General features: G+C 65.9%; 24 protein-coding genes and 1 other RNA gene. 15 read left to right on the top strand and 10 right to left on the bottom strand.

What is annotated here, in order from left to right; all coding sequences use genetic code 11:
• On the bottom strand, positions 1-243 hold a 243-nt coding region (locus RQP53_RS06995; RefSeq protein ID WP_315649504.1), incomplete at its 3' end, for a hypothetical protein.
• 180 nt (positions 244-423) lie between these two features.
• Between RQP53_RS06995 and RQP53_RS06990 the strand changes: the two genes are divergently transcribed.
• Positions 424-1,092: a hypothetical protein gene (locus tag RQP53_RS06990; RefSeq protein WP_315649503.1), complete on the top strand. Its 669-nt coding sequence runs from the start codon at positions 424-426 to the stop codon at positions 1,090-1,092.
• A gap of 30 nt (positions 1,093-1,122) precedes the next feature.
• Here RQP53_RS06990 and RQP53_RS06985 read toward each other — a convergent pair whose 3' ends face one another.
• The 3 genes from RQP53_RS06985 to RQP53_RS06975 are packed head-to-tail and all read right to left on the bottom strand — an operon-like array spanning position 1,123 to position 2,791.
• On the bottom strand, positions 1,123-1,737 hold the full coding sequence (locus RQP53_RS06985) for a YitT family protein (protein WP_315649502.1): 615 nt from the start codon (positions 1,735-1,737) through the stop codon (positions 1,123-1,125).
• A gap of 4 nt (positions 1,738-1,741) precedes the next feature.
• A complete protein-coding gene (locus tag RQP53_RS06980) occupies positions 1,742-1,960 on the bottom strand; it encodes a DUF2788 domain-containing protein (RefSeq protein ID WP_315649501.1) in 219 nt (72 codons plus the stop codon).
• 21 nt (positions 1,961-1,981) lie between these two features.
• A complete protein-coding gene (locus tag RQP53_RS06975; protein WP_315649500.1) occupies positions 1,982-2,791 on the bottom strand; it encodes a DUF2189 domain-containing protein in 810 nt (269 codons plus the stop codon).
• 171 nt (positions 2,792-2,962) lie between these two features.
• Here RQP53_RS06975 and RQP53_RS06970 point away from each other — a divergent pair, with 171 nt between their 5' ends.
• Entirely contained in the window at positions 2,963-3,796 is an 834-nt protein-coding gene (locus RQP53_RS06970) for a prohibitin family protein (RefSeq protein ID WP_315649499.1), read from the top strand.
• 3 nt (positions 3,797-3,799) lie between these two features.
• Here the strand turns inward: RQP53_RS06970 and RQP53_RS06965 are convergent, their stop codons facing one another.
• The 4 genes from RQP53_RS06965 to RQP53_RS06950 all read right to left on the bottom strand — a co-directional run bounded on the left by RQP53_RS06965 (position 3,800) and on the right by RQP53_RS06950 (position 8,832).
• Positions 3,800-6,403, bottom strand: a complete 2,604-nt coding sequence (locus tag RQP53_RS06965; protein ID WP_315649498.1) for a [protein-PII] uridylyltransferase — start codon at positions 6,401-6,403, stop codon at positions 3,800-3,802.
• Positions 6,404-6,465: 62 nt separating this feature from the next.
• Positions 6,466-7,269 (bottom strand): type I methionyl aminopeptidase, encoded by an 804-nt coding sequence (gene map / locus RQP53_RS06960; RefSeq protein WP_315649497.1) that lies wholly within the window; start codon positions 7,267-7,269, stop codon positions 6,466-6,468.
• Between the two features lie 45 nt (positions 7,270-7,314).
• Entirely contained in the window at positions 7,315-8,139 is an 825-nt protein-coding gene (locus tag RQP53_RS06955; RefSeq protein ID WP_315649496.1) for an undecaprenyl-diphosphate phosphatase, read from the bottom strand.
• Between the two features lie 132 nt (positions 8,140-8,271).
• On the bottom strand, positions 8,272-8,832 hold the full coding sequence (locus RQP53_RS06950) for a YceB family lipoprotein (RefSeq protein WP_315649495.1): 561 nt from the start codon (positions 8,830-8,832) through the stop codon (positions 8,272-8,274).
• Between the two features lie 73 nt (positions 8,833-8,905).
• On the opposite strand from RQP53_RS06950, the gene RQP53_RS06945 reads away from it, so the two are divergent.
• The 9 genes from RQP53_RS06945 to RQP53_RS06905 all read left to right on the top strand — a co-directional run bounded on the left by RQP53_RS06945 (position 8,906) and on the right by RQP53_RS06905 (position 18,579).
• Complete coding sequence (locus RQP53_RS06945; RefSeq protein WP_315649494.1) at positions 8,906-9,571, top strand: TetR/AcrR family transcriptional regulator; 666 nt, start codon at positions 8,906-8,908, stop codon at positions 9,569-9,571.
• A 6-nt stretch (positions 9,572-9,577) separates the two neighbouring features.
• Positions 9,578-10,741: an efflux RND transporter periplasmic adaptor subunit gene (locus RQP53_RS06940; RefSeq protein ID WP_315649493.1), complete on the top strand. Its 1,164-nt coding sequence runs from the start codon at positions 9,578-9,580 to the stop codon at positions 10,739-10,741.
• A gap of 14 nt (positions 10,742-10,755) precedes the next feature.
• Complete coding sequence (locus RQP53_RS06935; RefSeq protein WP_315649492.1) at positions 10,756-13,935, top strand: efflux RND transporter permease subunit; 3,180 nt, start codon at positions 10,756-10,758, stop codon at positions 13,933-13,935.
• Between the two features lie 50 nt (positions 13,936-13,985).
• The gene (locus tag RQP53_RS06930) at positions 13,986-14,639 is read left to right on the top strand and encodes a protein-L-isoaspartate O-methyltransferase family protein (RefSeq protein WP_315649491.1); all 654 of its coding nucleotides are present in this window, start codon (positions 13,986-13,988) and stop codon (positions 14,637-14,639) included.
• 6 nt (positions 14,640-14,645) lie between these two features.
• Positions 14,646-14,975 carry a rhodanese-like domain-containing protein gene (locus RQP53_RS06925; protein WP_315649490.1) on the top strand — a complete coding sequence of 110 codons (330 nt, stop codon included), beginning with the start codon at positions 14,646-14,648 and terminating at the stop codon, positions 14,973-14,975.
• 43 nt (positions 14,976-15,018) lie between these two features.
• Positions 15,019-16,458, top strand: coding sequence for a TolC family outer membrane protein (locus RQP53_RS06920; RefSeq protein WP_315649489.1), 1,440 nt, complete (start codon positions 15,019-15,021; stop codon positions 16,456-16,458).
• A gap of 118 nt (positions 16,459-16,576) precedes the next feature.
• Positions 16,577-17,359, top strand: a complete 783-nt coding sequence (gene yaaA, locus RQP53_RS06915) for a peroxide stress protein YaaA (protein WP_315649488.1) — start codon at positions 16,577-16,579, stop codon at positions 17,357-17,359.
• A 23-nt stretch (positions 17,360-17,382) separates the two neighbouring features.
• Positions 17,383-18,231 (top strand): 2OG-Fe(II) oxygenase, encoded by an 849-nt coding sequence (locus RQP53_RS06910; protein WP_315649487.1) that lies wholly within the window; start codon positions 17,383-17,385, stop codon positions 18,229-18,231.
• A 75-nt stretch (positions 18,232-18,306) separates the two neighbouring features.
• Positions 18,307-18,579: a hypothetical protein gene (locus tag RQP53_RS06905; protein ID WP_315649486.1), complete on the top strand. Its 273-nt coding sequence runs from the start codon at positions 18,307-18,309 to the stop codon at positions 18,577-18,579.
• 98 nt (positions 18,580-18,677) lie between these two features.
• Here RQP53_RS06905 and RQP53_RS06900 read toward each other — a convergent pair whose 3' ends face one another.
• Positions 18,678-19,142, bottom strand: coding sequence for an Lrp/AsnC family transcriptional regulator (locus tag RQP53_RS06900; protein ID WP_315649485.1), 465 nt, complete (start codon positions 19,140-19,142; stop codon positions 18,678-18,680).
• A gap of 138 nt (positions 19,143-19,280) precedes the next feature.
• Between RQP53_RS06900 and ilvB the strand changes: the two genes are divergently transcribed.
• Positions 19,281-21,044, top strand: a complete 1,764-nt coding sequence (ilvB, locus tag RQP53_RS06895; protein ID WP_315649896.1) for a biosynthetic-type acetolactate synthase large subunit — start codon at positions 19,281-19,283, stop codon at positions 21,042-21,044.
• 9 nt (positions 21,045-21,053) lie between these two features.
• Here the strand turns inward: ilvB and RQP53_RS06890 are convergent, their stop codons facing one another.
• Complete coding sequence (locus RQP53_RS06890) at positions 21,054-21,866, bottom strand: GNAT family N-acetyltransferase (RefSeq protein ID WP_315649484.1); 813 nt, start codon at positions 21,864-21,866, stop codon at positions 21,054-21,056.
• 58 nt (positions 21,867-21,924) lie between these two features.
• On the opposite strand from RQP53_RS06890, the gene ubiG reads away from it, so the two are divergent.
• From ubiG to ssrA, 3 genes are all read left to right on the top strand, one after another.
• Entirely contained in the window at positions 21,925-22,626 is a 702-nt protein-coding gene (ubiG, locus tag RQP53_RS06885) for a bifunctional 2-polyprenyl-6-hydroxyphenol methylase/3-demethylubiquinol 3-O-methyltransferase UbiG (RefSeq protein WP_315649483.1), read from the top strand.
• 19 nt (positions 22,627-22,645) lie between these two features.
• The gene (gene gph, locus RQP53_RS06880; RefSeq protein ID WP_315649894.1) at positions 22,646-23,356 is read left to right on the top strand and encodes a phosphoglycolate phosphatase; all 711 of its coding nucleotides are present in this window, start codon (positions 22,646-22,648) and stop codon (positions 23,354-23,356) included.
• A gap of 14 nt (positions 23,357-23,370) precedes the next feature.
• Positions 23,371-23,744, top strand: a transfer-messenger RNA (tmRNA) gene (gene ssrA, locus RQP53_RS06875).
• The last annotated feature ends 171 nt before the right edge of the window (positions 23,745-23,915 follow it).

Here is a 23,915-nt window from a genome sequence, read left to right as displayed (position 1 = left end):
GCTGCGGCTGAACGCGCTGCGGCTGAACGCGCTGCGGCTGAACGCGCTGCGGCTGAACGCGCTGCGGCTGAACGCGCTGCGGCTGAACGCGCTGCGGCTGAACGCGCTGCGGCTGAACGCGCTGCGGCTGAACGCGCTCAGAAACAGGCCTGGGACGAAGCGCAGCAGGCACTGCAGTCGCGACGGGAGGCTGAGTTGGCGGCGCAGCGTGATCGGCAGGCACAGGCGCTTGAGCGGCAGCATGCAGCCGAAAAGGCAGCCGCTGAAAGGCTGGCGTTGCTGCTTGCCGAGGCGGAACAGGCCGAACGACAGCGTGAGGCTGAGGCACTGGCTGCAAATCAAGCCGCCGAGGCTGCGGCAGCGCTCGCGGCCGAACGGGCTGCACAAGAGCAGCGCGACGCGGCCACTCGGCTTGCCGAAAGAATGGCTGAGCAAGCGGCAGAACAACTGGCGCGTGAACAAGCCGCGCAACTGGCCCGCGAAGCCGCTCTGCGGGCCGCGCAGGCAGAAGCGGACAGGCTTGAAAACGTGCGTTTGGTTCGCGAGGCCAAAGCGCGTGAAGCGCGTGAAGCAAGAGAAGCAAGTGAAGAGGCCGCGCGTGCCGCCGCGCAGCGCCGGGCGGCGCAGGCTGAGGCGGCAGAGGCTGAGCTGCGAGAAGCTCAGCGACAGGCTGCAGCACTGGAGGCCGAGCGAGCGGCAGCCGCTCTGGCCGCTGCACAAGCGGAAGCGGCTGCAGCCGCTGCAGAACGTCAACGCCTGGAACAAGCGCAGGCCGAGGCTCGCGAACAAGCCGAAGCCCAGGCGCGGCAGCAACGCGAGGCGGTCGACGCGGCGCTCACTGGCAGCCTGGAGCGCTTGCGGGCCGCGGCGCGCTGGCAGGAGCCTGAGGCGCCTTCATTGGATCTGAGCCGCTTGCACCAAGGCGCTGTGCCGGCCAACGTCGAAGTGTTGCCGACACTGGATCTGTCTCTGGCCAGTACAGCCACGGAGACGGCAGAAGCGCCCGAACTTGACGGCCTGTTCGCGGCGGTCGCTCGGGTGGCGCAGCAGCACCAGCCCGATCAGCCTGTCGATGAGGACTTGGGCCTTTAAGTCGTTTGCTAACGTATAAAGACGCTGGCTTCAGATTGCCAGATAGCGCCCTGGCCGGTGATTGATGGCCAACGAGGCGTTCATCGCTGCCATGCCCAGCAGTGACAGGCCGATGCGCTCCGGCGAGACCACGCTCAGCGAGGCCAGCAGGATGCTGGCGTCCAGGATGGCCTGCATATAGCCGGCGCGCCAGCCCTTTTTATCTTGCAGATAGAGCACGACGATGTTCAGCCCGCCCAGGCTGGCGCGGTGGCGGAACAGGATCAGCATGCCGGCGCCGATCAGGAGGCCGCCGGCGATGGCAGCAAACCAGGGGTTCAGCCCGCTGAACTGGATCATCCGCGGTAGGGCTTCCGAAAGGCTGGACATCAGCGTCACCGCTGCCACCGTCTTCAGCGTGAAGGGCAGTCCCATGCGCCGGTAGGCCAGCCAGTAAAAGGGCAGGTTGATGCAGAAGAACAGCGCGCCGAAGGGCCAACCGCTGGCGTAGTGCAGCAAAAAAGCGATGCCGACGGTGCCGCCGGTCAGCATGCCGACCTGTTTGAACATGGCCACGCCGATGGCGACGAACAGCGTGCCGGTGATCAGCGCCTGGGCGTCTTCAAACAAGGAGTGGCGAAAGCTGCGTGTGCCAGGTGTTGCCATCTGCCTACTCCCCAAGGCCGCTGAGGAAGAACTTGATCAGCCCCTTGGCGGCAAAGCCGACCAGGCCGAAACCCAGGCCCAGCAGCAGCACAAAGGTGCCGAACTTGCCAGCCTTCGATTCGCGCGCCAGCTGAATGATGATGAACACCATATAGAGCATGAAGGCCGTGACGCCGAAGCTCAGGCCGAACTGCGCAATTTGCTCTTCTGTGTATCCAAACATCGCGGTGCTTCTTTGGGCGCTTCAATCGTTCTTGGCCATGCCCGAGGTGTCGACCAGGTCGCGGTAGGCATGCCAGCTGGCGTGGCCCAGCCAGGGCAGCACGACCACCAGGCCCAGCATCAGGCTGACCATGCCCAGCAGCGTCAGCCCCATGATCAGCGCGGCCCACAGCGCCACCGGCGCCGGGTACTCCATCACCACGCGCCAGCTGGTAAAGACCGCGCCAAGCACACCGATTTGCCGATCCAGGATCAGCGGCACGGCGACCAGGGTCGAGGCAAACATCGGGGCGGCCAGCAGCGCGCCAAGGCCCAGCCAGACCTCGAACAGATGCGACTGCTCGTTCAGCACCACATGGCGCAGGAAGTCCAAGGGCTTGTTGATGGGCTGGCCGGCAAATCCGGTGATCAGTGAGGCCGAGGTGAAGACCCAGCCGGTACCGGCAAAGGCCAGCAAGACGCCAAACACGATCAGCCGGCCGTCATGCGGCCGCCAGGCCTTCAGCACGGTCTCGAAGCCGGGCTTCTGACCCCGCTCCAGTTCGCGGCTGATCGCATAAAGGCCGGTGGCGAGGATGGGCGCCACCAACAGAAAGCCGCTGAAGGCGCCGGCCAGCAGCCAGAAGCGCTCGCGCGCCAGCAAAAAGATCAGCGCTCCGGCGCCGGCCAGCAGCAATCCGTGCAGCAGCGAGGGCAGTGGGCAGCGCAGCAGATCGAGCCAGCCGCGCGCCAGCCAGCCCAGCGGGCGCAGCACGGGCACAGGCTTGACGCCGAAACGGCGCGATTCCTGCAGGGCTTTCTCGGTGTATTTGTTGGGCATCAGGATGGGCATGCTGCCATGCTCGCATGAAGCAGGGCTTGACGGGTGTCAAGGGTAAGCCCTGGGCTGCGGCGGCATCGGGCGATTTGGGTGACTTATGTGTTCCTGATGCCACGGCTCGGATAGTTGCGTCGGGCCTACGGCGCAGTTGGCGCGGGGGCCGCTTCAACAAGGAGAGCAATGATGGAGTTCAACAGGGATGGGTTTGGGATGTTTCCGGCACGGCTGCTCAAGGCGCTGCTGGTGCTGGGTCTGGTTTGGCTGCTGGCACCGTATGGCATCGTGCCGGCCGGCTCGCGCGGCGTGATGACGACCTTCGGCCGCCCGGGCAATGAGGTGTTGGGTGAGGGCATTCATTTCCGGCTGCCGTTGGCGCAGACCATCCACACGCTGGAGACGCGGGTGCAAAAGGGTGAAGGCGAGGGCGACGCGGCTTCCAAGGACTTGCAGGCGGTGCATACCCGGGTGGCGATCAACTACCACCTCGAGCCCCATCAGGTGGCAGCGGCCTTTGCCAGCATCGGCCCGAGCACCGAGGTGATTGCCGACCGCATCATCCTGCCGGCGGCGCAGGAATCGGTGAAGGCGGTGACGGCGAAATTCACCGCCGAGGAGCTGATCACCCGCCGCACCGATGTGCGCGAGGGCATTGCTGCCTTGCTGCGCGAGAAGATGCAGCGTCACGGCCTGGTGCTGGACGAGTTCGCCATCGTCAACTTCAAGTTCTCGGACAGCTTCTCGCGTGCCATCGAGGCCAAGGTCGGTGCCGAGCAGGACAAGCTGCGTGCCGAGCGCGATCTGCTGCGCATCCGCGTCGAGGCGGAGCAGAAGGTCACGCAGGCCAAGGCCGAGGCCGAATCGCTGGCTCTGCAGCGCCAGCAGGTCACGCCTGAGCTGCTGAAGCTGCGCGAGGTGGAGAACCAGCGTGCCGCCATCGCCAAGTGGAACGGCGTGCTGCCGACCACCAGCTACGGCAATCTGCCCCTGATTGGCATTGCCGCACAGGCCGCGAAGTAACGCTCAGGCGGGCAGGGCGACGGCGTCGAGCAGCTCGCTCTCGATCTGCAGCTGCAGGCGGTTCTGCTGCAGCGCCGGGCCGTCGACGAGAAAGGTGTCCTCGACCCGCTCGCCCAGCGTCGAGATCTTGGCCAGCTGCAGATTGATGCCGTGGCGGGCCAGCACGCGGGCGATGGCGTAGAGCAGCCCGGCGCGGTCGCTGGCGCTGATCGACAAGAGCCAGGCCTGCGCCCGCTCGTCGGGTCGCAGCGAGATCCGCGGCGTGAACGGAAAGTTCTTGACCCGCCGCGACAGCCGGCCGCGACGCGGTTCGGGCAGCGGGCCCGGTGCGGCCAGCGCCGTCGCGAGCTTGGTTTCGACCAGAGAGACCAGATCGCGGTGGTGCAGGTCCAGATCGGGCGAGATCACCTGGAAGGTGTCCAGCGCAAAGCCGCTGCGCGTGGTGTGCACCTTGGCGTCCAGGATGTTGAAGCCGGCGCTGTCGAAATAGCCGCAGATGCGGGCGAACAGATCGGCCTGATCGGGCGCATAGACCAGCACCTGCAGGCCTTCGCCGACCGGTGAGGGACGGGCGCGGACAATGGGCGCGGCGGCATCGACGTGGCGCCACAGCGAGCGCGCATGCCAGGCCAGATCGCCGGCATCGTGGCGAGCGAAATAGCTGACCTGCAGCGTGTTCCACAGCGGCGCCTCGGTGCCGGGCAGCATCGAATGCAGGGCCAGGGCCTGGCGGGCCTCCTGCTTGCGCGCCTCGATCTCGGCTTCGCCATTGGGTTTGGCTCCGCCTAAAGCGCGCAGGCTGACGCGGAACAGGTCTTCCAGCAGCTTGCCCTTCCAGGCGTTCCAGACCTTGGGGCTGGTGCCGCGGATATCGGCCACGGTGAGCAGGTAGAGCGCGGTCAGCCGCCGGGTGTCGCCGACCTTGGCGACAAAGGCATTGATCACCTCGGGGTCGGACAGGTCTTCCTTCTGCGCCACGCGCGACAGCGTCAGATGGTGCTGAACCAGGAACTCGACCAGCGCGCTGTCTTCCTTGGGCAGCCCATGCTCGCGGCAGAAGCGCCGCACCTCGCGCGCGCCGAGGTCGGAGTGGTCGCCCCCGCGCCCCTTGGCCACATCGTGGAACAGCGCCGCGATATAGAGCAGCCAGGGCCGCTCGAACTGCGCTGCCAGTTGCGAGCAGAACGGGTACTCGTGGGCATGCTCGGGAATGAAGAAGCGCCGCACATTGCGCAGCACCATCAGAATGTGCTGATCGACGGTGTAGACGTGGAACAGGTCATGCTGCATCTGCCCGACGATGCGCCTGAACACCCAGAGGTAGCGGCCCAGCACCGAGGTCTGGTTCATCAGCCGGAAGGCGTGGGTCTGACCCTCGGGCTGCTGCAGGATCTTCAGGAACATCGCCCGGTTGACCGGGTCACGGCGAAAACCGCTGTCCATCTGTTCGCGGGCGTTGTAGAGCGCGCGCAGCGTGCGTGCCGACAGGCCCTTGACGCCCGGCGTCTGCTGGTAGATCAGAAAGGTTTCGAGGATGGCATGCGGCTCACGCTCGTAGAGATCGTCGCTGGCGACCTCGAGCATGCCGGCACGGTCCAGAAAGCGCTCGTTGATGGCCCGCATCGGCGCGTTCTGCGAGCCGCTGATCTGTTCTTCCAGATTCAAGAGCAGGATCTGGTTCAGCTGGCTGACCGCCTTGGCCGACCAGTAATAGCGCCGCATCAGCACCTCGGAGGCGCGCTGGCCGCGGTTGCCCGGGCTGTCGGCCTGGTAGCCGAAGCTCTGCGCCACGGCGGTCTGCAGGTCGAACACCAGGCGATCCTCGCGCCGCCCGGCCACCACATGCAGCCGGGCGCGAATCAGTTTGAGCACCCCTTCATGGCGCTGCAACTGGCGGCTCTCGAAGGGCGTGATCAGGCCGCGTGCGGCCAGCTGGGGCCAGGTCTTGCCCAGGCCGGCGGCGCGGGCGATCCAGATCAGCAGCTGCAGATCGCGCAAGCCACCGGGGCTCTCCTTGCAGTTGGGCTCCAGCGCATAGGGCGTGTCGTCGTACTTGGTGTGGCGCTGGCGCATTTCCAGCGTCTTGGCGCGCAAAAAGGCGCGTGCGTCCATCGCCGTACCCAGGCGCTGCTCGAACTGCTTGAACAGCGGCTTGGCGCCGGCCAGCTGGCGCGCCTCGAGCATGGCGGTTTGAATCGTCACATCGCCGGCGGCCTCGTGCACGCATTCGCCCAGCGTGCGCACCGAGGCCCCGATTTCCAGGCCGATATCCCAGCAGGCGGTGATGAAAGCCTCCAGCGCCGTCTTCAGCGCGCCGGGCTGGTGGGCCTCCATGCCATCGGGCAGGAGAAGCAGCACATCGACATCGGAGAAGGGAAACAGCTCGCCGCGACCATAGCCGCCCACGGCCGCCAGGCAGGCCTCGGGCGGCAGGCCGGCTTGATGCCAGAGCGTCTGCAGCGTGGCGTCGACATGCCGCGCCAGCTTGCGCATCAGCGCGGTGGCGGCCGAGACGGTGGGCGCCGCGGCGCGGAAGGCGTCCAGCAGGCCCTGCTTGCCGGTCTTGAAATGCTGACGCAACTCGGCGATGCCGATCTCAGGCCTCATAGCGGGCATTCCAGTCGAACGTCCATGGCGGTGCGCGGCAATGCGCGTGTGGGGCGGGGCGCTCAGCCGGTGATGAAGGCCGGCGGCGGCGGGCTGCCGGCGGAGAGCGTCAGCACCTCATAACCGGTCTCCGTCACGGCAATCGTGTGTTCCCACTGGGCCGACAGCGAACGGTCCTTGGTGACGATGGTCCAGCCATCGCCGAGTTCCTTGATTTCGCGGCGGCCGGCGTTGATCATCGGCTCGATGGTGAACACCATGCCGGGCACCAGCTCTTCCAGCGTGCCGGGGCGGCCGTAATGGACCACCTGCGGTTCCTCGTGAAAGACGGTGCCGATACCGTGGCCGCAGAACTCGCGAACGATGGAGAAGCCGGCGTTCTCGGCAAAGGTCTGCACCGCATGACCGATGTCGCCGAGGCGGGCGCCGGGCTTGACCTTGGCAATGCCCTTCCACATCGCCTCGTAGGTGAAGGCGCACAGCCGCTTGGCGGCGATCGATCCCTCGCCGACGACGAACATCCGGCTGGTGTCGCCGTGCCAGCCGTCCTTGATGACGGTGACGTCGATATTGACGATGTCGCCGCTCTTCAGCGCGCGGTCATTGGGGATGCCATGGCAGACCTGATGGTTGATCGAGGTGCAGATGGACTTGGGATAGGGCGTGTAGCCCGGCGGGCAGTAGTTCAGCGGCGCCGGAATCGCCTGCTGGACGTTGACGATGTAGTCATGCGCCAGCTTGTCGAGCTGATCGGTCGTGATGCCGGGTTTGACATGCGCGGTCAGCATGTCCAGCACTTCGGATGCCAGTCGCCCGGCGATGCGCATGGCGGCGATGTCGGCCGCGGATTTGATCGTGATCGTCATGGGGGCGGATTATCACCGAGCCGCCCCCGGGCTGCAGGCGCTTGCTCAGTCGGCCCAGACGACGACGCCGGTATAGGCGGTGACCAGCACGACGATGCCGAAGGCGATGCGGTACCAGGCGAAGGCGACGAAGCTGTGCGTGGCGATATAGCGCAAGAGCCAGCGCACGCACAACCAGGCGCTCAGGAAGGAGCTGATCAGGCCCACGGTGAACAGCGGCAGATCGGCCATCGACAGCAGCGCCCGCGCCTTGAACATGCTGTAGGCGCCGGCGCCGATCAGCGTCGGGATGGCCAGGAAGAACGAAAAGTCGGTCGCGGCCTTGCGTGACAGGCCCAGCAGCATGCCGCCGATGATGGTCGCGCCGGAGCGGCTGGTACCTGGAATCATGCCCAGGCATTGCACCAGGCCGACCTTCAGCGCATCGACGACGCTCATGTCGTCAACCGTCTGGATGCGCACGACCGGATTCTTGCGCCGCTCGACCATCAGGATGATCAGCGCCCCAACGATGAAGGCGCCGGCCACCACCAGCGGGTTGAACAGATGCGCCTTGATCGCCTTGTACGCGACCACGCCGATCACCGCGGCGGGCAGGAAACCCACCAGGACATTGAGCGCAAAGCGCTGCGAGCGCGCTTCGCTGAAGATGCCAGCAGCGGTATCGCGAAGGCGCTGCCAGTACACCAGGATGACGGCAAAGATGGCGCCGGTCTGGATGGCGACGTCGAACACCTTGCTCTTCTCGTCGTGCAGGCCGAGGAGCGAACCGGTCAGGATCAGGTGGCCGGTCGAGGACACCGGCAGGAATTCCGTCAAGCCCTCGACGATGCCCATGATGACGGACTTGATCAGTAAAAGAGTGTCCACAACGACCCCGCAAAAACAATTGATATGGCGCACCGGGCGCGGGCGATCAGCCCAGCCAGACTGGCGAAAATGGGCGCGATGATAGCTGGGGCAGGTGAAGCGACCGGCCTGTGGCGTGGTTCGCTGCGTGGGTCAGCTGGCGGCCAGCGTGATCTCGACACCGCGTGAGGTCACCGTCACCGCGCGCGGCTTCAGCCCCAGCGCCTCGGCTTTCGTCAGGTCGTCGGGCTTGAAGCGGTAGATGGCCTGGCCTTCCAGCCATTGCTCGGCCAGCAGCTTGGCGGCGCGACTGGCCAAGGCCTGGCGGCCGCTGCCGCCCGCGCTGCCGGGTTCCAGCAGTTCGACCTGTTGCGCACGGATGGCCCGCGTCGCCTCGTCCCAGCGCAGGGCAAATTCCAGGGTCAGCGGCGTCTGCCCTTCGTGGCCGCTGAGCCGCTCGCGCCAGCTCAGCTGCAGCGACAAGGCCAGCCGGTTGCGCTCGGGCAGCAAGCGCAGCTGCGGTGCGCTGAGGCGGGTGTCCAGCAGCTCCAGCACGCGCTTTTCCACCGGCATCTGCCGGCTCAGCAGCAGGTTCAGCTCGGTCTCGCCCAGGGTCACGGTGCGTGGGCCGGTCGCGCAGCCAGGCAGCAGCACGCTGGCAAGCAGCAGGGGGGTGGCGAACAGGGTGCGGCGTGACTTCAAGAATCTTTGCATTTCGGCATTCTGTGCCAGGCTTGACCCTCCCAGACGCCAGTCATACATTACTGACCGGTTAGTCAGTACTCGAATGCGCCCAGCCCCCGCCTCACCATCGCCCCGTCAGCGTCGCAAGGAAGCCCGCCCGCAGGAACTGCTGGATGCGGCGTTGTCGCTGTTCGTCGAGAAAGGCTTTGCGGCGACGCGCTCCGAGGAGGTGGCGGCCCGCGCCGGCGTGTCCAAGGGCACGCTCTACCTCTATTTCGCCTCCAAGGAAGAGCTGTTCAAGGCGCTGATTCGCGAGAGCCTGTCGGCCCACATCGCCGAGGGCGCGGCCTTGATTGCCGGCTACCAGGGCAGCATGGCCGAACTGCTGGCGATGGTGTTGAACGACTGGTGGGTGCGGGTGGGCAATACCCCGGCCGGCGGCATCAGCAAGATCATGGTGGCCGAGGCGCGCAACTTCCCCGAGCTGGCGCAGTTCTTTGTTGATGAAGTCATTGCGCCGACGCATGAGCTGCTGGGTGGCGTGATCGCCCGCGGCATTGCCAGCGGTGAGTTCAGACCGGTGCCGGTGTCCGAGGCCGTTCATGTGCTGATCGGGCCGATGCTGCACATGGTGCTCAACCAGCACTCCTTCGGGGCCTGTGCGATGTTTGGTCCGCCCATCGATCCGGCCGCGGTGATACGCGTGCAGATCGACCTGATACTGCGGGGCTTGCTGGCCGCTCCTCCTTCCATAAAACAAAACGAGTAGAGACGCATGAAAGCTTGGCAGAAGATCGCGATCCCGGTGCTCATCTTGGTGCTGGTGGGGGCGGGCGCATCGCGCTGGATGAAGTCGCGTGGCGCAGCCGCGCCGGTGGCCGCCGCGGCGACGCCAAGCTTGAGTCTCGGGGCGCTTGATCTGCTGACGCTGCAGCCACGCCCCTTTTCGCGCAGCCTGGCGATCTCGGGCAGCCTGAAGGCGGTCGATACCGCCGTGCTCAAGGCCAAGGTGGCGGCCGAGTTGGCGCGCTTGACCGTGCGCGAGGGCGATGGCGTTCGCGCTGGCCAGCTGCTCGGGCAGCTGGACACCACCGAATTCGAATGGCGGCTGAAGCAGGCCGAGCAAACGGCACTGGCCAACAAGGCGCAGCTGGACATTGCCCGCCGCACGCTGGACAACAACCGGGCCCTGGTCAGCCAGGGCTTTATTTCGTCGACGGCGATGGAATCTGCCATCTCAGCAGAAGCTGCGGCCAAGGCCAATCTGCTGGCGGCCGAGGCGGCGGTGCAGCTGGCGCGCAAGGCCTTGAACGACGCGCAGCTGCTGGCACCGATCAGCGGGCAGGTCTCTCAGCGGCTGGCACAGCCGGGTGAGCGGGTAGCGATCGACGGCCGCATCGTCGAAATTGTTGACATTTCCAAGCTCGAACTCGAAGCCGCTGTTCCCGCCGAGCAGGCTGTCGGACTGAAGCCCGGCGCGGTCGCGCAGCTACAGATCGATGGCCTGGACCAGCCGGTGCGGGCCATCGTTGCGCGGGTCAATCCGGCCGCGCAGGCCGGCTCGCGCGCGGTGCTGGCCTATCTGCGCATGGACGGCCAACCCGGCCTGCGTCACGGCATGTTTGCCCGCGGCCGCCTGGCGCTGGAGGACAAGCAGGCGCTCGCCGTGCCCAGCACGCTGGTGCGGGTCGATCGCGCCAAGCCCTATGTGCTGATGGTTGAGGGCGGCAAGGTGAGGGCGCAGACAGTGGAGTTGGGCGCCGTTGGCGATAGCAAGGGCGAGGCCATGGTGGAGATTCGCTCGGGTCTCAGTGCCGGGGCGCAGCTCTTGAGCCTGGCCGCGGGTGCGGTGGCCGAGGGCACACCAGTCAAGCTGAGCGCGGCACCCACCGCAACGCCGACTGCGACTCCCGCCCCTGCCTCGGCAGCCTCCAACTAAGGCGGCCGCGCACCATGTGGTTCACCAGAGTCTCGATCCAGAACCCGGTCATGGCCACCATGGTCATGCTGGCCTTTGTCGTGCTGGGGCTGTTCAGCTACCAGCGTCTGTCGGTTGACCAGTTCCCCAATATCGACTTTCCGACCGTGGTCGTGGCCATGGACTATCCCGGCGCCTCACCCGAGATCGTCGAGGCCGAGGTGACCAAGAAGGTCGAAGAAGCGGTCAACACGGTGGCCGGCATCAACTCGCTGTACTCGCGCTCCTACGAGGGCAGCTCGGTGGTCATCATCGAGTTCAATCTCGATGTCGACGGCCGCAAGGCCGCCGAGGATGTGCGTGAGAAGGTGGCGCTGATTCGCCCGCTGCTGCGCGATGAGGTCAAGGAGCCGCGCATCTCGCGCTTCGACCCGCAGAGTGCGCCCATCTTCAATGTGGCGGTGCTGGCCGAGAACAAAGACAAGAGTACGCAGGAGCTGACCACCTGGGCCACCCAAGTGCTGCAGAAGCGGCTGGAGAACGTTCGCGGCGTCGGCTCGGTCGCCGTGGTGGGCGGCTTGCAGCGGCAGATTCAGCTGTTCCTGAAGCCGCAGGCCATGGAGGCGCTGGGCATCAGCGTTGATCAGGTGCTGGCCGCGGTGAAGAGCGAGAACCAGGAACTGCCGATGGGGAATCTGCGTTCGCGCGAACGCGAGCAGGTGGTACAGATCAATGCCCGGCTGAAGCGGCCGGAGGATTTCCGCGACATCGTCGTTGCGCGCAAGGCCGGCAGCTCGATCAAGCTGGCGCAGATTGCCGATGTGGTCGACGGCCCGCAGGAGGTCGAGAGCCTGGCGCTGTACAACGGCCAGCGCACGGTGCTGCTGTCGGTGCAGAAGAGCCAGGGCGAGAACACCATTGCCGTCGTCGATGGCCTGATGGTGGCGCTGAAGGAAGCGCAAAACCTGACCCCGGCTGGCGTCAAGCTCGAAGTCAATCGCGACAACTCGCGCGGCATCCGGGTCTCGGTGGCCAACGTCAAGCGCACGCTGATCGAAGGCGCGGTGCTCACCGTGCTGATCGTGTTCCTGTTCCTGAACTCCTGGCGCTCGACCGTCATCACCGGGCTGACGCTGCCGATCGCGCTGATCGGCACCTTCCTGTTCATGTATGCCTTCGGCTTCACGATCAACACGATCACGATGATGGCGCTCTCGCTGTGCGTGGGCCTGTTGATCGACGATGCCATCGTGGTGCGTGAGAACATCGTTCGCCATGTGGCGATGGGCGTCAGCCCGCGGCAGGCGGCGTTGGATGGCACCGAGGAGATCGGCCTGGCGGTGCTGGCCACCACCTTGTCCATCGTGGCGGTGTTCCTGCCCATCGGCTTCATGGGCGGCATCGTCGGCAAGTTCTTTCACGAGTTCGGCATCACCATCGTCGCGGCGGTGCTGATCTCAATGTTCGTCAGCTTCACGCTGGACCCGATGCTGTCCAGCGTCTGGCACGACCCGCAGGCCCATGGCGGCCATCGTGGCACGCCGGTCACGCTGTACGACAAGACCATTGGTCGCGTCACCGGCGTGTTTGACGACTTCACAAACTGGTTGTCGGATGCCTATCAGGTGATCCTGGCCTGGTCGCTGCGCCACAAGGGCAAGACGCTGGCCATCGCGCTGGGCACCTTGCTGGCCAGCTGTGGTCTGCTGGGCAGCGTGGGCAAGGAGTTTGTGCCCAAGGCCGATCTGTCTGAAACGCAGATCAATTTCTACACGCCGGTCGGCTCCTCGCTTGAAGTGACGGAAGCGCGGGCGCGCCAGATCGACGAGGTGCTGCGCAGCATGCCCGAGGTGCGCTACACGGTGACCACGATCAACAGCGGCTTCGCGGCCGGCAAGATCTATGGTGCCATCTATGTGCGCTTGGTCGACCGCAAGGACCGCCAGCGCAGCGTGGTCGAACTGGCCGCGCCGCTGCGCGAGAAGCTGTCAACGATTCCTGGCATCACCGTCACCAATATCGGCCAGACCGATCTCGGCGGTGGCAAGAGCCTGCAGTTCTCGCTGCAAGGCCCCGATCTGAGGGAACTGGAACGCATCGCCAACGGCGTGACGGCACAGCTGAACAAGATCCCCGGCCTGGTTGATCTGGACAGCACCCTGAAGCCGAACAAACCCACTGTGTCCATCGAAGTCAAACGTGATGCGGCCGCCGACGTGGGGCTCAACGTCAATGCGCTGGCCGGCACGCTGCGCACGCTGGTGGCTGGGACGACGGTCGGTAACTGGCGCGCGCCCGATGGTGAAAACTACGATGTGCTGGTGCGCCTGGCGCCCGAGCAGCGCGACCATCTGGCCGATCTGCAGGACATGCCGATCAATGTGGCGCCTGGGGCCGATGGTTCGCCGCGGGTGGTGCGCCTGGCCCAGGTGGCCGATGTGCGCCCCTCGACCGGCCCGAACCAGATCAACCGCCGCGACATGAATCGCGAGATCACCATCGACGGCAATGCGCTGGGCCGTAGCTCCGGCGAGGTCTCGGCCGACATCAAGAAGGTGCTGGACGCGACGCCATTTCCGCCTGGCTACCGATACAGCTTTGGCGGCTCGACCAAGAACATGACCGAGTCCTTCCAGTACGCCGTCGGCGCGCTGGCCCTGGCCATCGTCTTCATCTACATGATTCTGGCCAGCCAGTTCAAGAGCTTTTTGCAGCCGCTGGCGCTGATGAGCTCGCTGCCGCTGACGCTGATCGGCGTGGTGCTGGCGCTGCTGGCCTTCCGCTCGACGCTGAATATGTTCAGCATCATCGGCATCGTCATGTTGATGGGCCTGGTGACCAAGAACGCGATCCTGCTGATCGACTTTGCCATCCGCTCGCGCGAAGGCGAGCATGGCCATGGCGTTGACGCCGAACCGATGGGCCGTGAAGACGCGCTCCTGCACGCCGCCCGGGTGCGGCTGCGCCCCATCCTGATGACGACGCTGGCCATGGTGTTTGGCATGGTGCCGCTGGCTTTTGCATTGTCTGAAGGCTCGGAGCAGCGCGCGCCGATGGGGCAGGCGGTGATCGGCGGCGTGATCACGTCCTCGCTGCTGACCCTGGTCGTCGTGCCGGTGATCTATTGCTATCTCGATGATCTGGCGCAATGGCTGCGCCATCGCTTCCTGGGCACTGCCGCTTCTGACAGTAGCGCGGCCCACGGCGCCCCCTAGAATCCTGCGATTGTTGATGCCGCGCGCAGGCGTGGCGCTGAAGGACTGATATGAATTTCGAACAAGCCCGCTTCAATATGATCGAACAGCAGATCCGCCCCTGGGATGTGCTGGACCCCGCCGTGCTGTCGCTGTTGTCGGTCGTCAAGCGCGAAGATTTCGTGCCCGCGGCCTATCGCAATATGGCCTTTACCGACACCGAGCTGCCGCTGGGCGCTGGCCACCTGGCGTTGGCACCGCGGGTCGAGGCCCGGCTGCTGCAGTCGCTGGCCGTCGAACGCCATGAAAAAGTGCTGGAAATCGGCACCGGCACCGGCTTCCTGGCCGCCATGCTGGGCCACCGTGCGCAGCGTGTGATCACGCTGGAATCGAATGCCGCCATCGCCAAGCAGGCTGGCGACAATCTGCGCCGCGCCGGGCTGGCCAATGTCACCGTCCGTGAAGGCGATGGCCGTCTGGGCCTGGCGGGCGAAGCCCCGTTTGACGCCATCCTGCTGTCCGGCTCGGTGCAGGAGGTGCCCGATGCCCTGCTGCAGCAGCTGAAGGTCGGCGGCCGCCTGCTGGCCATCGTCGGCGACGAGCCGGTGATGCGCGCGACGCTGGTGCGCCGCGTCAGCGAGCAGGAATTCAAGAGCGAGGCGCTGTTCGACACGCTGGCGCCGCGCCTGCCGGGCTTTGCTGACAGCAACGCCTTCAGCTTTTGAGACCTGATGAAGCAGCTTGCTGTTCAGGATCTGCAGGGGTTGGCGCGCCAGAACGAGGCGCTGCTGCTGCTCGACATTCGTGAGCCCTGGGAAGCGGCCCTGGCCAGCATCCACATCGATGGGCTGGCGAGCAAGCTGATTCCGATGGGCCAACTGGTCGCGCGCTTGCCCGAGCTCGACCCCGCGCAGCCTGTCGTTTGTTATTGCCATCACGGGATGCGAAGTCAGCAAGTCGTCGCATTTCTGGAGCGTCAGGGCTTTGAATTGGTCTATAACCTCGCCGGCGGCATTGATGCGTGGTCCTGCGAGCAAGACCCTTCGGTGCCTAGATACTGAACACCCAACAACTCAACGGATGCAATCCCTGCAAGGAAGCCACATGGCCGCTGATCGTCGAAACACCCAACGCGCAAAATCCGCGCCCCGTCTGCGTCAGTTGTCGCTCGCCCTGGCCCTTGGTCTGGCCGGCGCGGCCGGCGCCCAGGCGCAGAGCCTGCAGGAGCTTTACGACGCAGCCCGTGCCTACGACGCCAGCTATCTGGCCGCCCGTGCGCAGGCCGATTCGGCTCAGTTCAAGGCCGCGCAAGCGGATGCCTCGCTGCGGCCGACCTTGGGTCTTGGCGTCAGCGGCACCAACACGCAGACTCAGCCGCCGAGCAACGAAGGCACTTTTGTTCAGCTGCAGCCTGGCGTCGTGGTGTCCGCCACGCCGGGCACGCCGAACAGTTTCACGAAACAGGTCTCCGGTGACCGCGTCAGCAGCACCACCTGGCAAGGCGGCTTGAACGCCAAGTATTCGTTGTACAACCGCAGTAACAACCTCTCGGTCGATCAGGCTCAGCGTGCCTTGGGCGTGGCTGCTTCCGATCTGGAGATTGCCGAGCAGGACCTGATCGTCCGTGTCGCTCAGGCCTATTTCGATGTGCTGGCCGCGCAAGACACGTTGGCCACTTCGCGGGCCAACAAGTCGGCCATCGCCGAGCAGTTGGCGTCGGCCAAGCGCAATTTCGAGGTCGGCACAGCGACCATCACCGATACCCGTGAAGCCCAGGCCAAGTATGACCTGGCCGTTGCCCAGGAAATCGGCGCCGATAACGATCTGCGCGTCAAGCGCGTGACGCTGGATCAGCTGGTTGGCCGCAATGGCGTCGAGCCCAAGCCGCTGGCCGTGCCCGTCGCGCTGCCGGCCATCACGCCGACCACGCCCGACTCCTGGGTAAGCCAAGCAGAAGAGCTGCACCCGGGAATTCGCAAGGCCAAGCTGGGCCTGGAGGTGGCACAGCTGGAAACCTCCAAGGCCAAGGCCGCAGACGGTCCAACCGTCGACGTGACCGGCACCCTCGGTGTGCAGAACCAGTCGGGCAGCGGCGCGCAGCTGGCCGGCACGACCAAGAACGCCAGCATCGGTGTGCAGCTGAGCTACCCGCTCTACAGCGGCGGCTACAACCAGAACCGGATCAAGGAAACGCTGAAGCTGGAAGAGAAGTCGCGCAACGATCTGGACTTCGCTCGACGCTCAGTGGTTGAGGGCACCCGCCGCGCCTTTTTCGGCGTGCAGTCTGGTGCCGCCCAGGTCAAGGCGCTGGAAGCCGCCGAGTCTTCGACCAAGCTGGCGTTGGAAGCCACGCAGCTGGGCTACAAGGTCGGCGTGCGCGTCAACCTTGATGTGCTGAACGCGCAGACCCAGCTGTACTCGACTCAAAGCCAGCTGGCCAAGGCGCGCTATGACGTGCTGGTCGGGGGCCTCAAGCTGCGCCAGGCTTCCGGACAGCTGCGCCCCGAAGATATCGCCGCGCTGAACCAGCTGCTGGCCAAGTAAGCGGTTCGCACGGCCTTCAGCCGTCTCACGACACCCGCTGCGGCGGGTGTTGTCGTTTCAGCCGCGCCGCTTCGGCGAGAATCGGCCGCCCGAGAATTTCCTGCCCCGTTCCCGCCCCATGCTCTTCCTGCTCTCTCCTGCCAAGTCGCTGGACTATGAAACCCCGGTGCCGGCCGATGTGCAAAGCCTGGCCACGCAGCCGCTGTTCGTCAAGGAAGCGCAGGCCTTGATCAAGCTGCTGCGCAAGCAGACGCCGCGGCAGATCGCCGAGTTGATGGATTTGTCGGACGCGCTGGCAGCGCTGAATGTCGGCCGCTATCAGGCCTGGGAACCCAAGTTCGATGCCGAGACCAGCAAGCCCTGCGTGCTGGCCTTCAACGGCGATGTCTACGACGGCCTGCAGGCCCGCACGCTGAAGCTCGATGATCTGCAGTGGGCCCAGCAGCATCTGGCCATCCTCTCCGGCCTCTACGGCGTGCTGCGCCCGCTGGACTGGATGCGCCCTTACCGGCTGGAGATGGGGACAGGTCTTGCCTCCAGCCGTGGCAAGACGCTGTACGCCTGGTGGGGCGACCAGCTGGCCGAGCATCTGAATCAGCGCGCTGCGGCCAGCCAGGTGCCGGTGATCGTCAATCTGGCCTCGCAGGAGTACTTCAAGGCCGCGCGCCGGCCCTGCCTGCAGCCGCGGGTGATCGACTGCCAGTTCGAAGACTGGAAGAACGGCCAGTACAAGATCATCAGCTTCTTCGCCAAGCGGGCGCGTGGTCTGATGGCGCGCTACTGCATCGAGCGGCGCATCGACACACCGGCCGGGCTGCAGGGCTTCAATCTGGATGGCTATGCCTACCAGCCGGAGTTGTCCACGCCCGACAAACTGCTGTTCCGCCGTCGTCTGGCCTGAATCGGCAAGGCAGAATTTCGCCCATGAGCGAGCAGAACATCACTCCCGAGTTGCGCCGCTGGTTGCAAGAGCAGCAGCGTGCCGGTGTCGCCCCCGAGCAGGTGCTCAAGGCGATGCAGAGCAGCGGCTGGACGCCCGACGTGGCCCTGCAGGCGCTGGCTGGCGTCTTCAATGCCGAGGCCTTGGCGCCGCTGCGCATTGCCGCCGCCCCGGCCGCACCGGTGCCTGAGCCGGCGCTACAGGGCGCACCGACCAGCCTGTGGGCGCACGACCGCGAGGTCAAGGTGCTGCTGAGCATGGCGGCGCCGCGCCTGGTGGTGTTTGGCGGCCTGCTCAGCGACGAGGAATGCGTGGCGCTGCGCGAGTCCGCCGCGACCCGGCTGGCGCGTTCGGAGACGGTGGCCGTCGATGCCGATGGCAGCGAGATCAACACCGCCCGCACCAGCCGCGGCATGTTCTTCGACCGCGGCGAAACCGAGCTGTGCTGCCGCATCGAGGCACGCATTGCTGCCTTGCTGAATTGGCCCATCGAGAACGGCGAAGGCCTGCAGGTGCTGCACTACCAGCCCGGCGCCGAGTACCTGCCGCACTACGACTATTTCGAGCCCAACAACGCCAGCAGCGCCGCCATCCTGCAGCGCGGTGGCAACCGGGTTGGTACCTTGGTGATGTACCTCAACACGCCGCTGCGTGGCGGTGGCACGATCTTCCCGAACATCAAGCTGGAGGTGGCGCCGGTGCAGGGCAATGCGGTGTTCTTCAGCTATGACCGGCCGCACCCCTCAACGCTGACCCTGCATGGCGGTACGCCGGTGCTGGAAGGCGAAAAATGGGTAGCCACCAAATGGATGCGCCAGGGCGTGTTCGAGTAGGCACTAGACTCCCAAGTGCTGGCGCCTGAAGCCGCCGCTGCGACACACAGAATCATTCGACAAGGACAACAGCTCATGAAAGCCTTCATCTCCCTCGCCCTGGCTGGCCTGCTGGCCACGTCTGCCTTTGCCCAGCAAGGCACGGTGCAGCCAAGCTATCAGCCGGTCGCTCCAGCCGTTGTCGGCACACCGATGAAGGAGCCGGCGCCCGTCGTCGCAGCCAAGAAGCCGGCGAAGAAGAGCAAGCTGGCTCATGCCGGCAAGAAGTCCAAGAAGAACAAAAAGCAAGCCACGGCCAAGAGCCACGGCAAGGTGTCGGCCAAGAAGTCGCTGAAGCACAAGCACTGAGTCTGGCGCTGCCGCTGCCCCAAGGGGTAGCGCGCCGCCATCATTGCTGAAACAGCCGCCCCGCGCCCTGCGAGGCGGCTGTTTTCATTGCAGGCCGTTCAGCGTGGCTGCAGCGGCAGCTGGCTTTGCTTCAGCTGGCGCAGCACGAAGCTGGATTTGCTGTGGCGTATGCCGGGAATCTTGTACAGCCGCTCGCGCAGCAGGCGTTCGTAGTCGCGGGTGTCGGCCACGGCGATGCGCACGTAGTAGTCGTAGTCGCCGGAAACCAGGAAGGCCTCCAGCACCTCGGGAATCTGCTCGAGCGCGCGGCCGAACTCGAACAGCGCCTCGTCGGAGTGGCTGTCCAACGTCACCTGCACGATCACTGTGTCGGCCAGGCCTACCTTGGCGGCATTGACGCGCACCGAGTAGCCCTCGATGACGCCGGCTTCCTCCATCCGCTTGATGCGCGCCCAGCAGGGCGAGCTGGTCAGCCCGACCTGCTGGCTGATTTCCTGCAAGCTCATCCGCGCATCGCCTTGCAGCGCGCGCAGGATGGCGAAATCGAACTTGTCCAGATTCATGCTGCCAAATTGATGTATGAAAGAATAATTTGCTTATCGTAGGCGAAGAGTCGGAAAGATAAGCAATTAATTCTGGCGGCTTGCGGGCAAAGTGGCGGCATGAATGCAATCCTGGAACCCCTGCCGCCTGCCACCGCCATGCCCACTGTCCAGGCTGCTCTGCAGCTGCCGGTGGCACCGCGCCCCGTCAACGGCGCCGACGCGCTGATTGCCACACTGCTCAGCCTGGGCGTCGACACCGTGTTCGGCTATCCCGGCGGTGCCGTGCTGCCGCTCTACGACGCGCTACACGCCGAGCCGCGCCTGCGCCATGTGCTGGTGCGCCATGAGCAAGCCGCCGTCCATGCGGCCGAGGGCTATGCGCGGACGACCGGGCGGGTGGGCGTCGTGTTTGTCACCTCCGGTCCGGGCATGAGCAACACCACCACCGGCCTGCTCGACGCGCTGTGCGACTCCATTCCCGTGCTGTGCATCAGCGGCCAGGTGGCCACCACCGCCATCGGCACCGATGCCTTTCAGGAATGCGACGCGCTCGGCATTTCGCGCCCGGTGACCAAGTGGAACGCTCAGGTCCGCGAGGTGCAGGAGCTCAGCAGCACCATCGCCCGCGGCCATGCGATTGCCGCCGGCGGCCGGCCCGGGCCGGTGCTGATCGACGTGCCCAAGGATGTGCAGCTGGCGCCGCTGCCGGGCTGGAACGGCCCGCAGCCGCTGAGCCAGCAAACGCCCGTTCATCAGCCGCTGCCGCCCGAGCCCCTGGCCGTGCAGGCAGCGCTGGCCCTGCTGGCTCAGGCGCGGCGCCCGGTGTTCTACGGTGGCGGCGGGCTGATCAACGCCGGGGAGGGCGCCTGCGCCGCCTTCGCCGAATTGGTTCGCGCCAGCGGCGCGCCCTGCACGCTGACGTTGATGGGCCTGGGCGCCTTCCCGGCGGCCGACCCGCAGTACCTGGGCATGTTGGGCATGCATGGCACGCTGGAAGCGAATCTGGCCATGCACCATGCCGATCTGGTGGTCTGCGTCGGCGCCCGTTTTGACGACCGCGTGACCGGCCGGCTTGATCGCTTCTGCCCTGGCGCTCGCATCATTCATCTGGACATCGATCCACGCTCGATCAACAAGGTGGTGCGCGCCGATGTCGCCCTGCTGGCTGACTGCGGCGACGGCCTGCGCGCGCTCTTGAGCGGCTGGAGCGGTGCACTCAGGCAAGACCTGACCCCCTGGTGGGCGCGCATCGAGGCCTGGCGCGCCGAGCGCTCGCTGGCCTTCGAGGACAGCGCCGATGAGATCCTGCCGCAGGCGCTGATGAGCCGGCTGCAGGCCGCGCTGCAAGGGCGCGATGCCATCGTCGCCACCGATGTGGGCCAGCACCAGATGTGGGCGGCGCAGTACATCGCGCTGCAGGCGCCGCGCCGCTGGCTCAGCTCCGGCGGCGCCGGCACCATGGGCTTTGGCCTGCCGGCCGCCATCGGGGCGCAGATCGCGCATCCGGACAAGACGGTGGTCTGCGTCAGCGGCGATGCCTCGGTGCTGATGAACATCCAGGAGTTGTCGACGGCGGTGCAGCACCGCACGCCCGTCAAGCTGGTGCTGTCCAACAACGGCTATATGGGCATGGTGCGGCAGTGGCAGGAACTGATTCACGGCGGCCGCTACAGCCACAGCTATACCGAGGCCTTGCCCGACTTCGTGGCACTGGCACGGGCCTTTGGCTGGCGGGCCCGGCGTGTGACCGAGCGCGCCGAACTCGATGCCGCGCTGGCCGAGTGCCTGGCCGCCGAGAGGCCGTTCTTTCTCGATGTGGCGGTGGCCGCGCAGGAAAACTGCTTCCCGATGATCCCTGCCGGGGCCGGCCATCATGAGGTCTGGCTGGCCAAAGGGCGCAGTTATCAGGAAGGCGAGTGAGCTGGTGAGCTAGGGTTGCCAGCGCATGGGCCAACTGAGGCACACGCAACTGAAGCCCAGCCCCTCCAGAATCGGCCGGCTCATCGGCGCGGCATCCACCCCCAGCCAGCGCAGGCCGCGCTCGCGGGCCTCGGCCAGGCGCGGCGCCAGCAGCGCGCTGTAGACCCCCTGGCCGCGCCAGTCGGGCAACACCGAGCCGCCATGCAGCTCGGCAAAGGCCGAGCCGGCGGGGAAGTCTATCCAGCCGGTGCCTACCAGCTGCCGCCCCGCATAGGCGCCGAACACGCTCAGACACTGCGGCTGGCGCGCCAGCGTCTGGCTCATCTGCTGATACAGCCAGCCCAGCTCGATCTGCCAGACCTGTTCCTGCAGCGCAATCAGCGCGCGCAGGCCGGCATCGTCGCTGATGCGGCGAACCGCCAGGCGGCTGCCGTCCATCTGCCGGCGCGGCTGCCAGGGCCGCTCCAGCGGGTAGAGCATGAAGGCCTCCACCTCGCCGGCCACAAAGCCGGCTTCGGCCAGGCGCTGGCGCAACGTGGGCGGTTCATCCAGCTCATAGACCTTCCATTCCAGCCTTTGCTGCCGCTCGGTGAAGAAGCGCTGCTGGGTGGCGATCTCGGCCACCAGCGCTTGTTCGTCGCTGATGCGGGTGAAGCAGATCAGCGCCTCGGCGCCGGGCAGGCGCGGCAGATGGCGGCTGAAGCGCGGCTCGGCATCGAGCTCGAAGCCGGTGATGGGCAGGGCAGCGCGGTCCGCGCGGAACTGGGCGAACAGCGCGGCGGGCAAAGGGGAGGAGTAGGGTGAATCGGTTGCAGCAGTCATCGCCCGGCACTGTAGCCGGCCCCGGGCGCTTTGGCCGGATGGGCTACCATCTCCGCCCATGACGAATGCCGACCCCCAAGAGCTCGCCAAGTTTGGCGATCTGGCCCATCACTGGTGGGATACCGAGAGTGAATTCAAGCCGCTGCACCAGATCAATCCACTGCGCCTGGAATGGATCAACAGCCTGAGCCCGCTGGTTGGCCGCGAGGTGCTCGATGTGGGCTGTGGCGGTGGCATCCTCAGCGATTCGATGGCGCGCAAGGGCGCCACCGTGCTGGGCATCGATCTGGCCACCAAGGCCTTGCGCGTGGCCGAGCTGCATGCGATGGAGGCCGGCACCGAGAACATCAGCTACCAGGAGATCGCCGTCGAGGCGCTGGCCGAGCAGCGGCCCGCAAGCTTCGATACCGTCACCTGCATGGAAATGCTCGAACATGTGCCCGATCCGGCCTCGGTCGTGCGCGCCCTGGCCACGCTGGTCAAGCCGGGCGGCTGGGTGTTTTTGTCGACGCTGAACCGCAACGCCAAGGCCTTCATGCTGGCCATCGTTGGCGCCGAATACCTGCTCAAGATGCTGCCCGCTGGCACCCATGAGTACGCGCGCTTCATCAAGCCGGCCGAGCTGGCCCAGATGTGCCGCGATGCCGGCCTGGAACTGCACAGCATGAAGGGCCTGAGCTACCAGCCGCTCACCCAACGCTATAGCATCGGCAGCGACACCGATGTGAACTACATGCTGGCCTGCCGCCGCCCGCTCTGAGCCGCCGCCCATGAAGGACATGATGCTGGACAGCCTGCAGCCCGGCGGTGTTGCCGCTCGCACGGAACTCACGCCCCTGCGTGGCGTGCTCTTCGATCTGGACGGCACGCTGATCGACAGCGCGCCCGACCTGGCCGGCGCCGCCAACGAGCTGCGCGCCGCCCATGGCCTGCCGCCCTTGCCCTATGAAGCGCTGCGGCCCATGGTTGGCGCCGGGGCCCGCGGCATGCTGGCCGTGGCGCTGGACGTGACGCCGGCCCATGCCGATTTCGAGCGCCTGCGCGTCGACTTCCTGGCCCGCTACGAACAGCGCATGCTGCAAGAAACGGCCATCTTCGCCGCCGTGCAGCCTATGCTGCAGCAGCTCGATGAACTCGGCCTGCCCTGGGGCATCGTCACCAACAAGGCCGAGCGCTTTGCGCTGCCGGTCACCGCCGGCCTGGGGCTGGCTGCCGCGGCACGGGCGGTGATTGGTGGCGACAGCACGCCGCATGCCAAGCCGCACCCGGCACCGCTGCTGGAAGCTGCCCGGCGCATGGCCGTGCCGGCCGAGCAATGCGTGTACGTGGGCGACGATGAGCGCGACATCATCGCCGGCCGCGCCGCCGGCATGATCACCGTGGCTGCCGCCTGGGGCTACCTTGGCAAGGGCAGTGCCATCGAGGCCTGGGGCGCTGATTTCATCATCGACGAGCCGATGTCCCTCTTGAAATGCCTGCGACTGGCATAATGTGAGACTTCTCTGGGGCCGACTTGGTTTCGACGTGGGTGCGGATCCGGAGTGGGGCATGCCGAGGACCAGTCACCTCGTAAATCCATCTGGAAACAAAGTAACTGCAAACGACTCTACGTTCGCACTCGCCGCTTAATACCGGCTGAGCTTCTCAACGGTTGGCCCATGGGCCGGGCCGCGAGCCGCAAGGTTCAAGGCTGAGAAGACATTCACATGGGCTGGTTGCCAGTCGGGTCACTCGGCCGGCAACAAGATTTAGTGACTGGCGGGAAAGCTAGCGTGCCACTGCGCGAGCTGAACGCGAGATTCAAATCAGACGGCTAAGCATGTAGATCTGCCCGGTGATGGCTGACGGACGGGGGTTCAATTCCCCCCGGCTCCACCAATCATGGGTCCACGCAGGACCGCGAAAGACCGAAGGCGCTGAGTGAACCAATCGCTCAGCGCCTTTTGTTTGCATGTGGGTTAAGACGCCGATTGACCTGTCTGCCGCGCTGATCATCAGGCGGGGTGACACACGGCCACCGGGAGCGCAGCCACTTTCCAGGCGAGTTGC

The organism is Roseateles aquae (assembly GCF_032337115.1).
GTDB lineage: Bacteria > Pseudomonadota > Gammaproteobacteria > Burkholderiales > Burkholderiaceae_C > Roseateles_C > Roseateles_C aquae.
The sequence above is the reverse complement of the archived record's forward strand: the minus strand, read 5'-3'. Positions and strand labels throughout refer to the sequence as shown.

Excerpts from the sequence above, each read along its gene's own strand:
- RQP53_RS06970 (WP_315649499.1), top strand. The coding sequence starts at position 2,963 with ATGGAGTTCAACAGGGATGGGTTTGGGATGTTTCCGGCACGGCTGCTC.
- RQP53_RS06990 (WP_315649503.1), top strand. The coding sequence starts at position 424 with ATGGCTGAGCAAGCGGCAGAACAACTGGCGCGTGAACAAGCCGCGCAA.
- ubiG (WP_315649483.1), top strand. The coding sequence starts at position 21,925 with ATGACGAATGCCGACCCCCAAGAGCTCGCCAAGTTTGGCGATCTGGCC.
- RQP53_RS06950 (WP_315649495.1), bottom strand. The coding sequence starts at position 8,832 with ATGCAAAGATTCTTGAAGTCACGCCGCACCCTGTTCGCCACCCCCCTG.
- RQP53_RS06985 (WP_315649502.1), bottom strand. The coding sequence starts at position 1,737 with ATGGCAACACCTGGCACACGCAGCTTTCGCCACTCCTTGTTTGAAGAC.
- RQP53_RS06930 (WP_315649491.1), top strand. The coding sequence starts at position 13,986 with ATGAATTTCGAACAAGCCCGCTTCAATATGATCGAACAGCAGATCCGC.
- RQP53_RS06910 (WP_315649487.1), top strand. The coding sequence starts at position 17,383 with ATGAGCGAGCAGAACATCACTCCCGAGTTGCGCCGCTGGTTGCAAGAG.
- RQP53_RS06890 (WP_315649484.1), bottom strand. The coding sequence starts at position 21,866 with ATGACTGCTGCAACCGATTCACCCTACTCCTCCCCTTTGCCCGCCGCG.
- RQP53_RS06905 (WP_315649486.1), top strand. The coding sequence starts at position 18,307 with ATGAAAGCCTTCATCTCCCTCGCCCTGGCTGGCCTGCTGGCCACGTCT.
- gph (WP_315649894.1), top strand. The coding sequence starts at position 22,646 with ATGATGCTGGACAGCCTGCAGCCCGGCGGTGTTGCCGCTCGCACGGAA.
- yaaA (WP_315649488.1), top strand. The coding sequence starts at position 16,577 with ATGCTCTTCCTGCTCTCTCCTGCCAAGTCGCTGGACTATGAAACCCCG.
- map (WP_315649497.1), bottom strand. The coding sequence starts at position 7,269 with ATGACGATCACGATCAAATCCGCGGCCGACATCGCCGCCATGCGCATC.
- RQP53_RS06940 (WP_315649493.1), top strand. The coding sequence starts at position 9,578 with ATGAAAGCTTGGCAGAAGATCGCGATCCCGGTGCTCATCTTGGTGCTG.
- RQP53_RS06965 (WP_315649498.1), bottom strand. The coding sequence starts at position 6,403 with ATGAGGCCTGAGATCGGCATCGCCGAGTTGCGTCAGCATTTCAAGACC.
- RQP53_RS06975 (WP_315649500.1), bottom strand. The coding sequence starts at position 2,791 with ATGCCCATCCTGATGCCCAACAAATACACCGAGAAAGCCCTGCAGGAA.
- RQP53_RS06920 (WP_315649489.1), top strand. The coding sequence starts at position 15,019 with ATGGCCGCTGATCGTCGAAACACCCAACGCGCAAAATCCGCGCCCCGT.
- RQP53_RS06935 (WP_315649492.1), top strand. The coding sequence starts at position 10,756 with ATGTGGTTCACCAGAGTCTCGATCCAGAACCCGGTCATGGCCACCATG.
- RQP53_RS06945 (WP_315649494.1), top strand. The coding sequence starts at position 8,906 with ATGCGCCCAGCCCCCGCCTCACCATCGCCCCGTCAGCGTCGCAAGGAA.
- RQP53_RS06925 (WP_315649490.1), top strand. The coding sequence starts at position 14,646 with ATGAAGCAGCTTGCTGTTCAGGATCTGCAGGGGTTGGCGCGCCAGAAC.
- ilvB (WP_315649896.1), top strand. The coding sequence starts at position 19,281 with ATGCCCACTGTCCAGGCTGCTCTGCAGCTGCCGGTGGCACCGCGCCCC.
- RQP53_RS06980 (WP_315649501.1), bottom strand. The coding sequence starts at position 1,960 with ATGTTTGGATACACAGAAGAGCAAATTGCGCAGTTCGGCCTGAGCTTC.
- RQP53_RS06900 (WP_315649485.1), bottom strand. The coding sequence starts at position 19,142 with ATGAATCTGGACAAGTTCGATTTCGCCATCCTGCGCGCGCTGCAAGGC.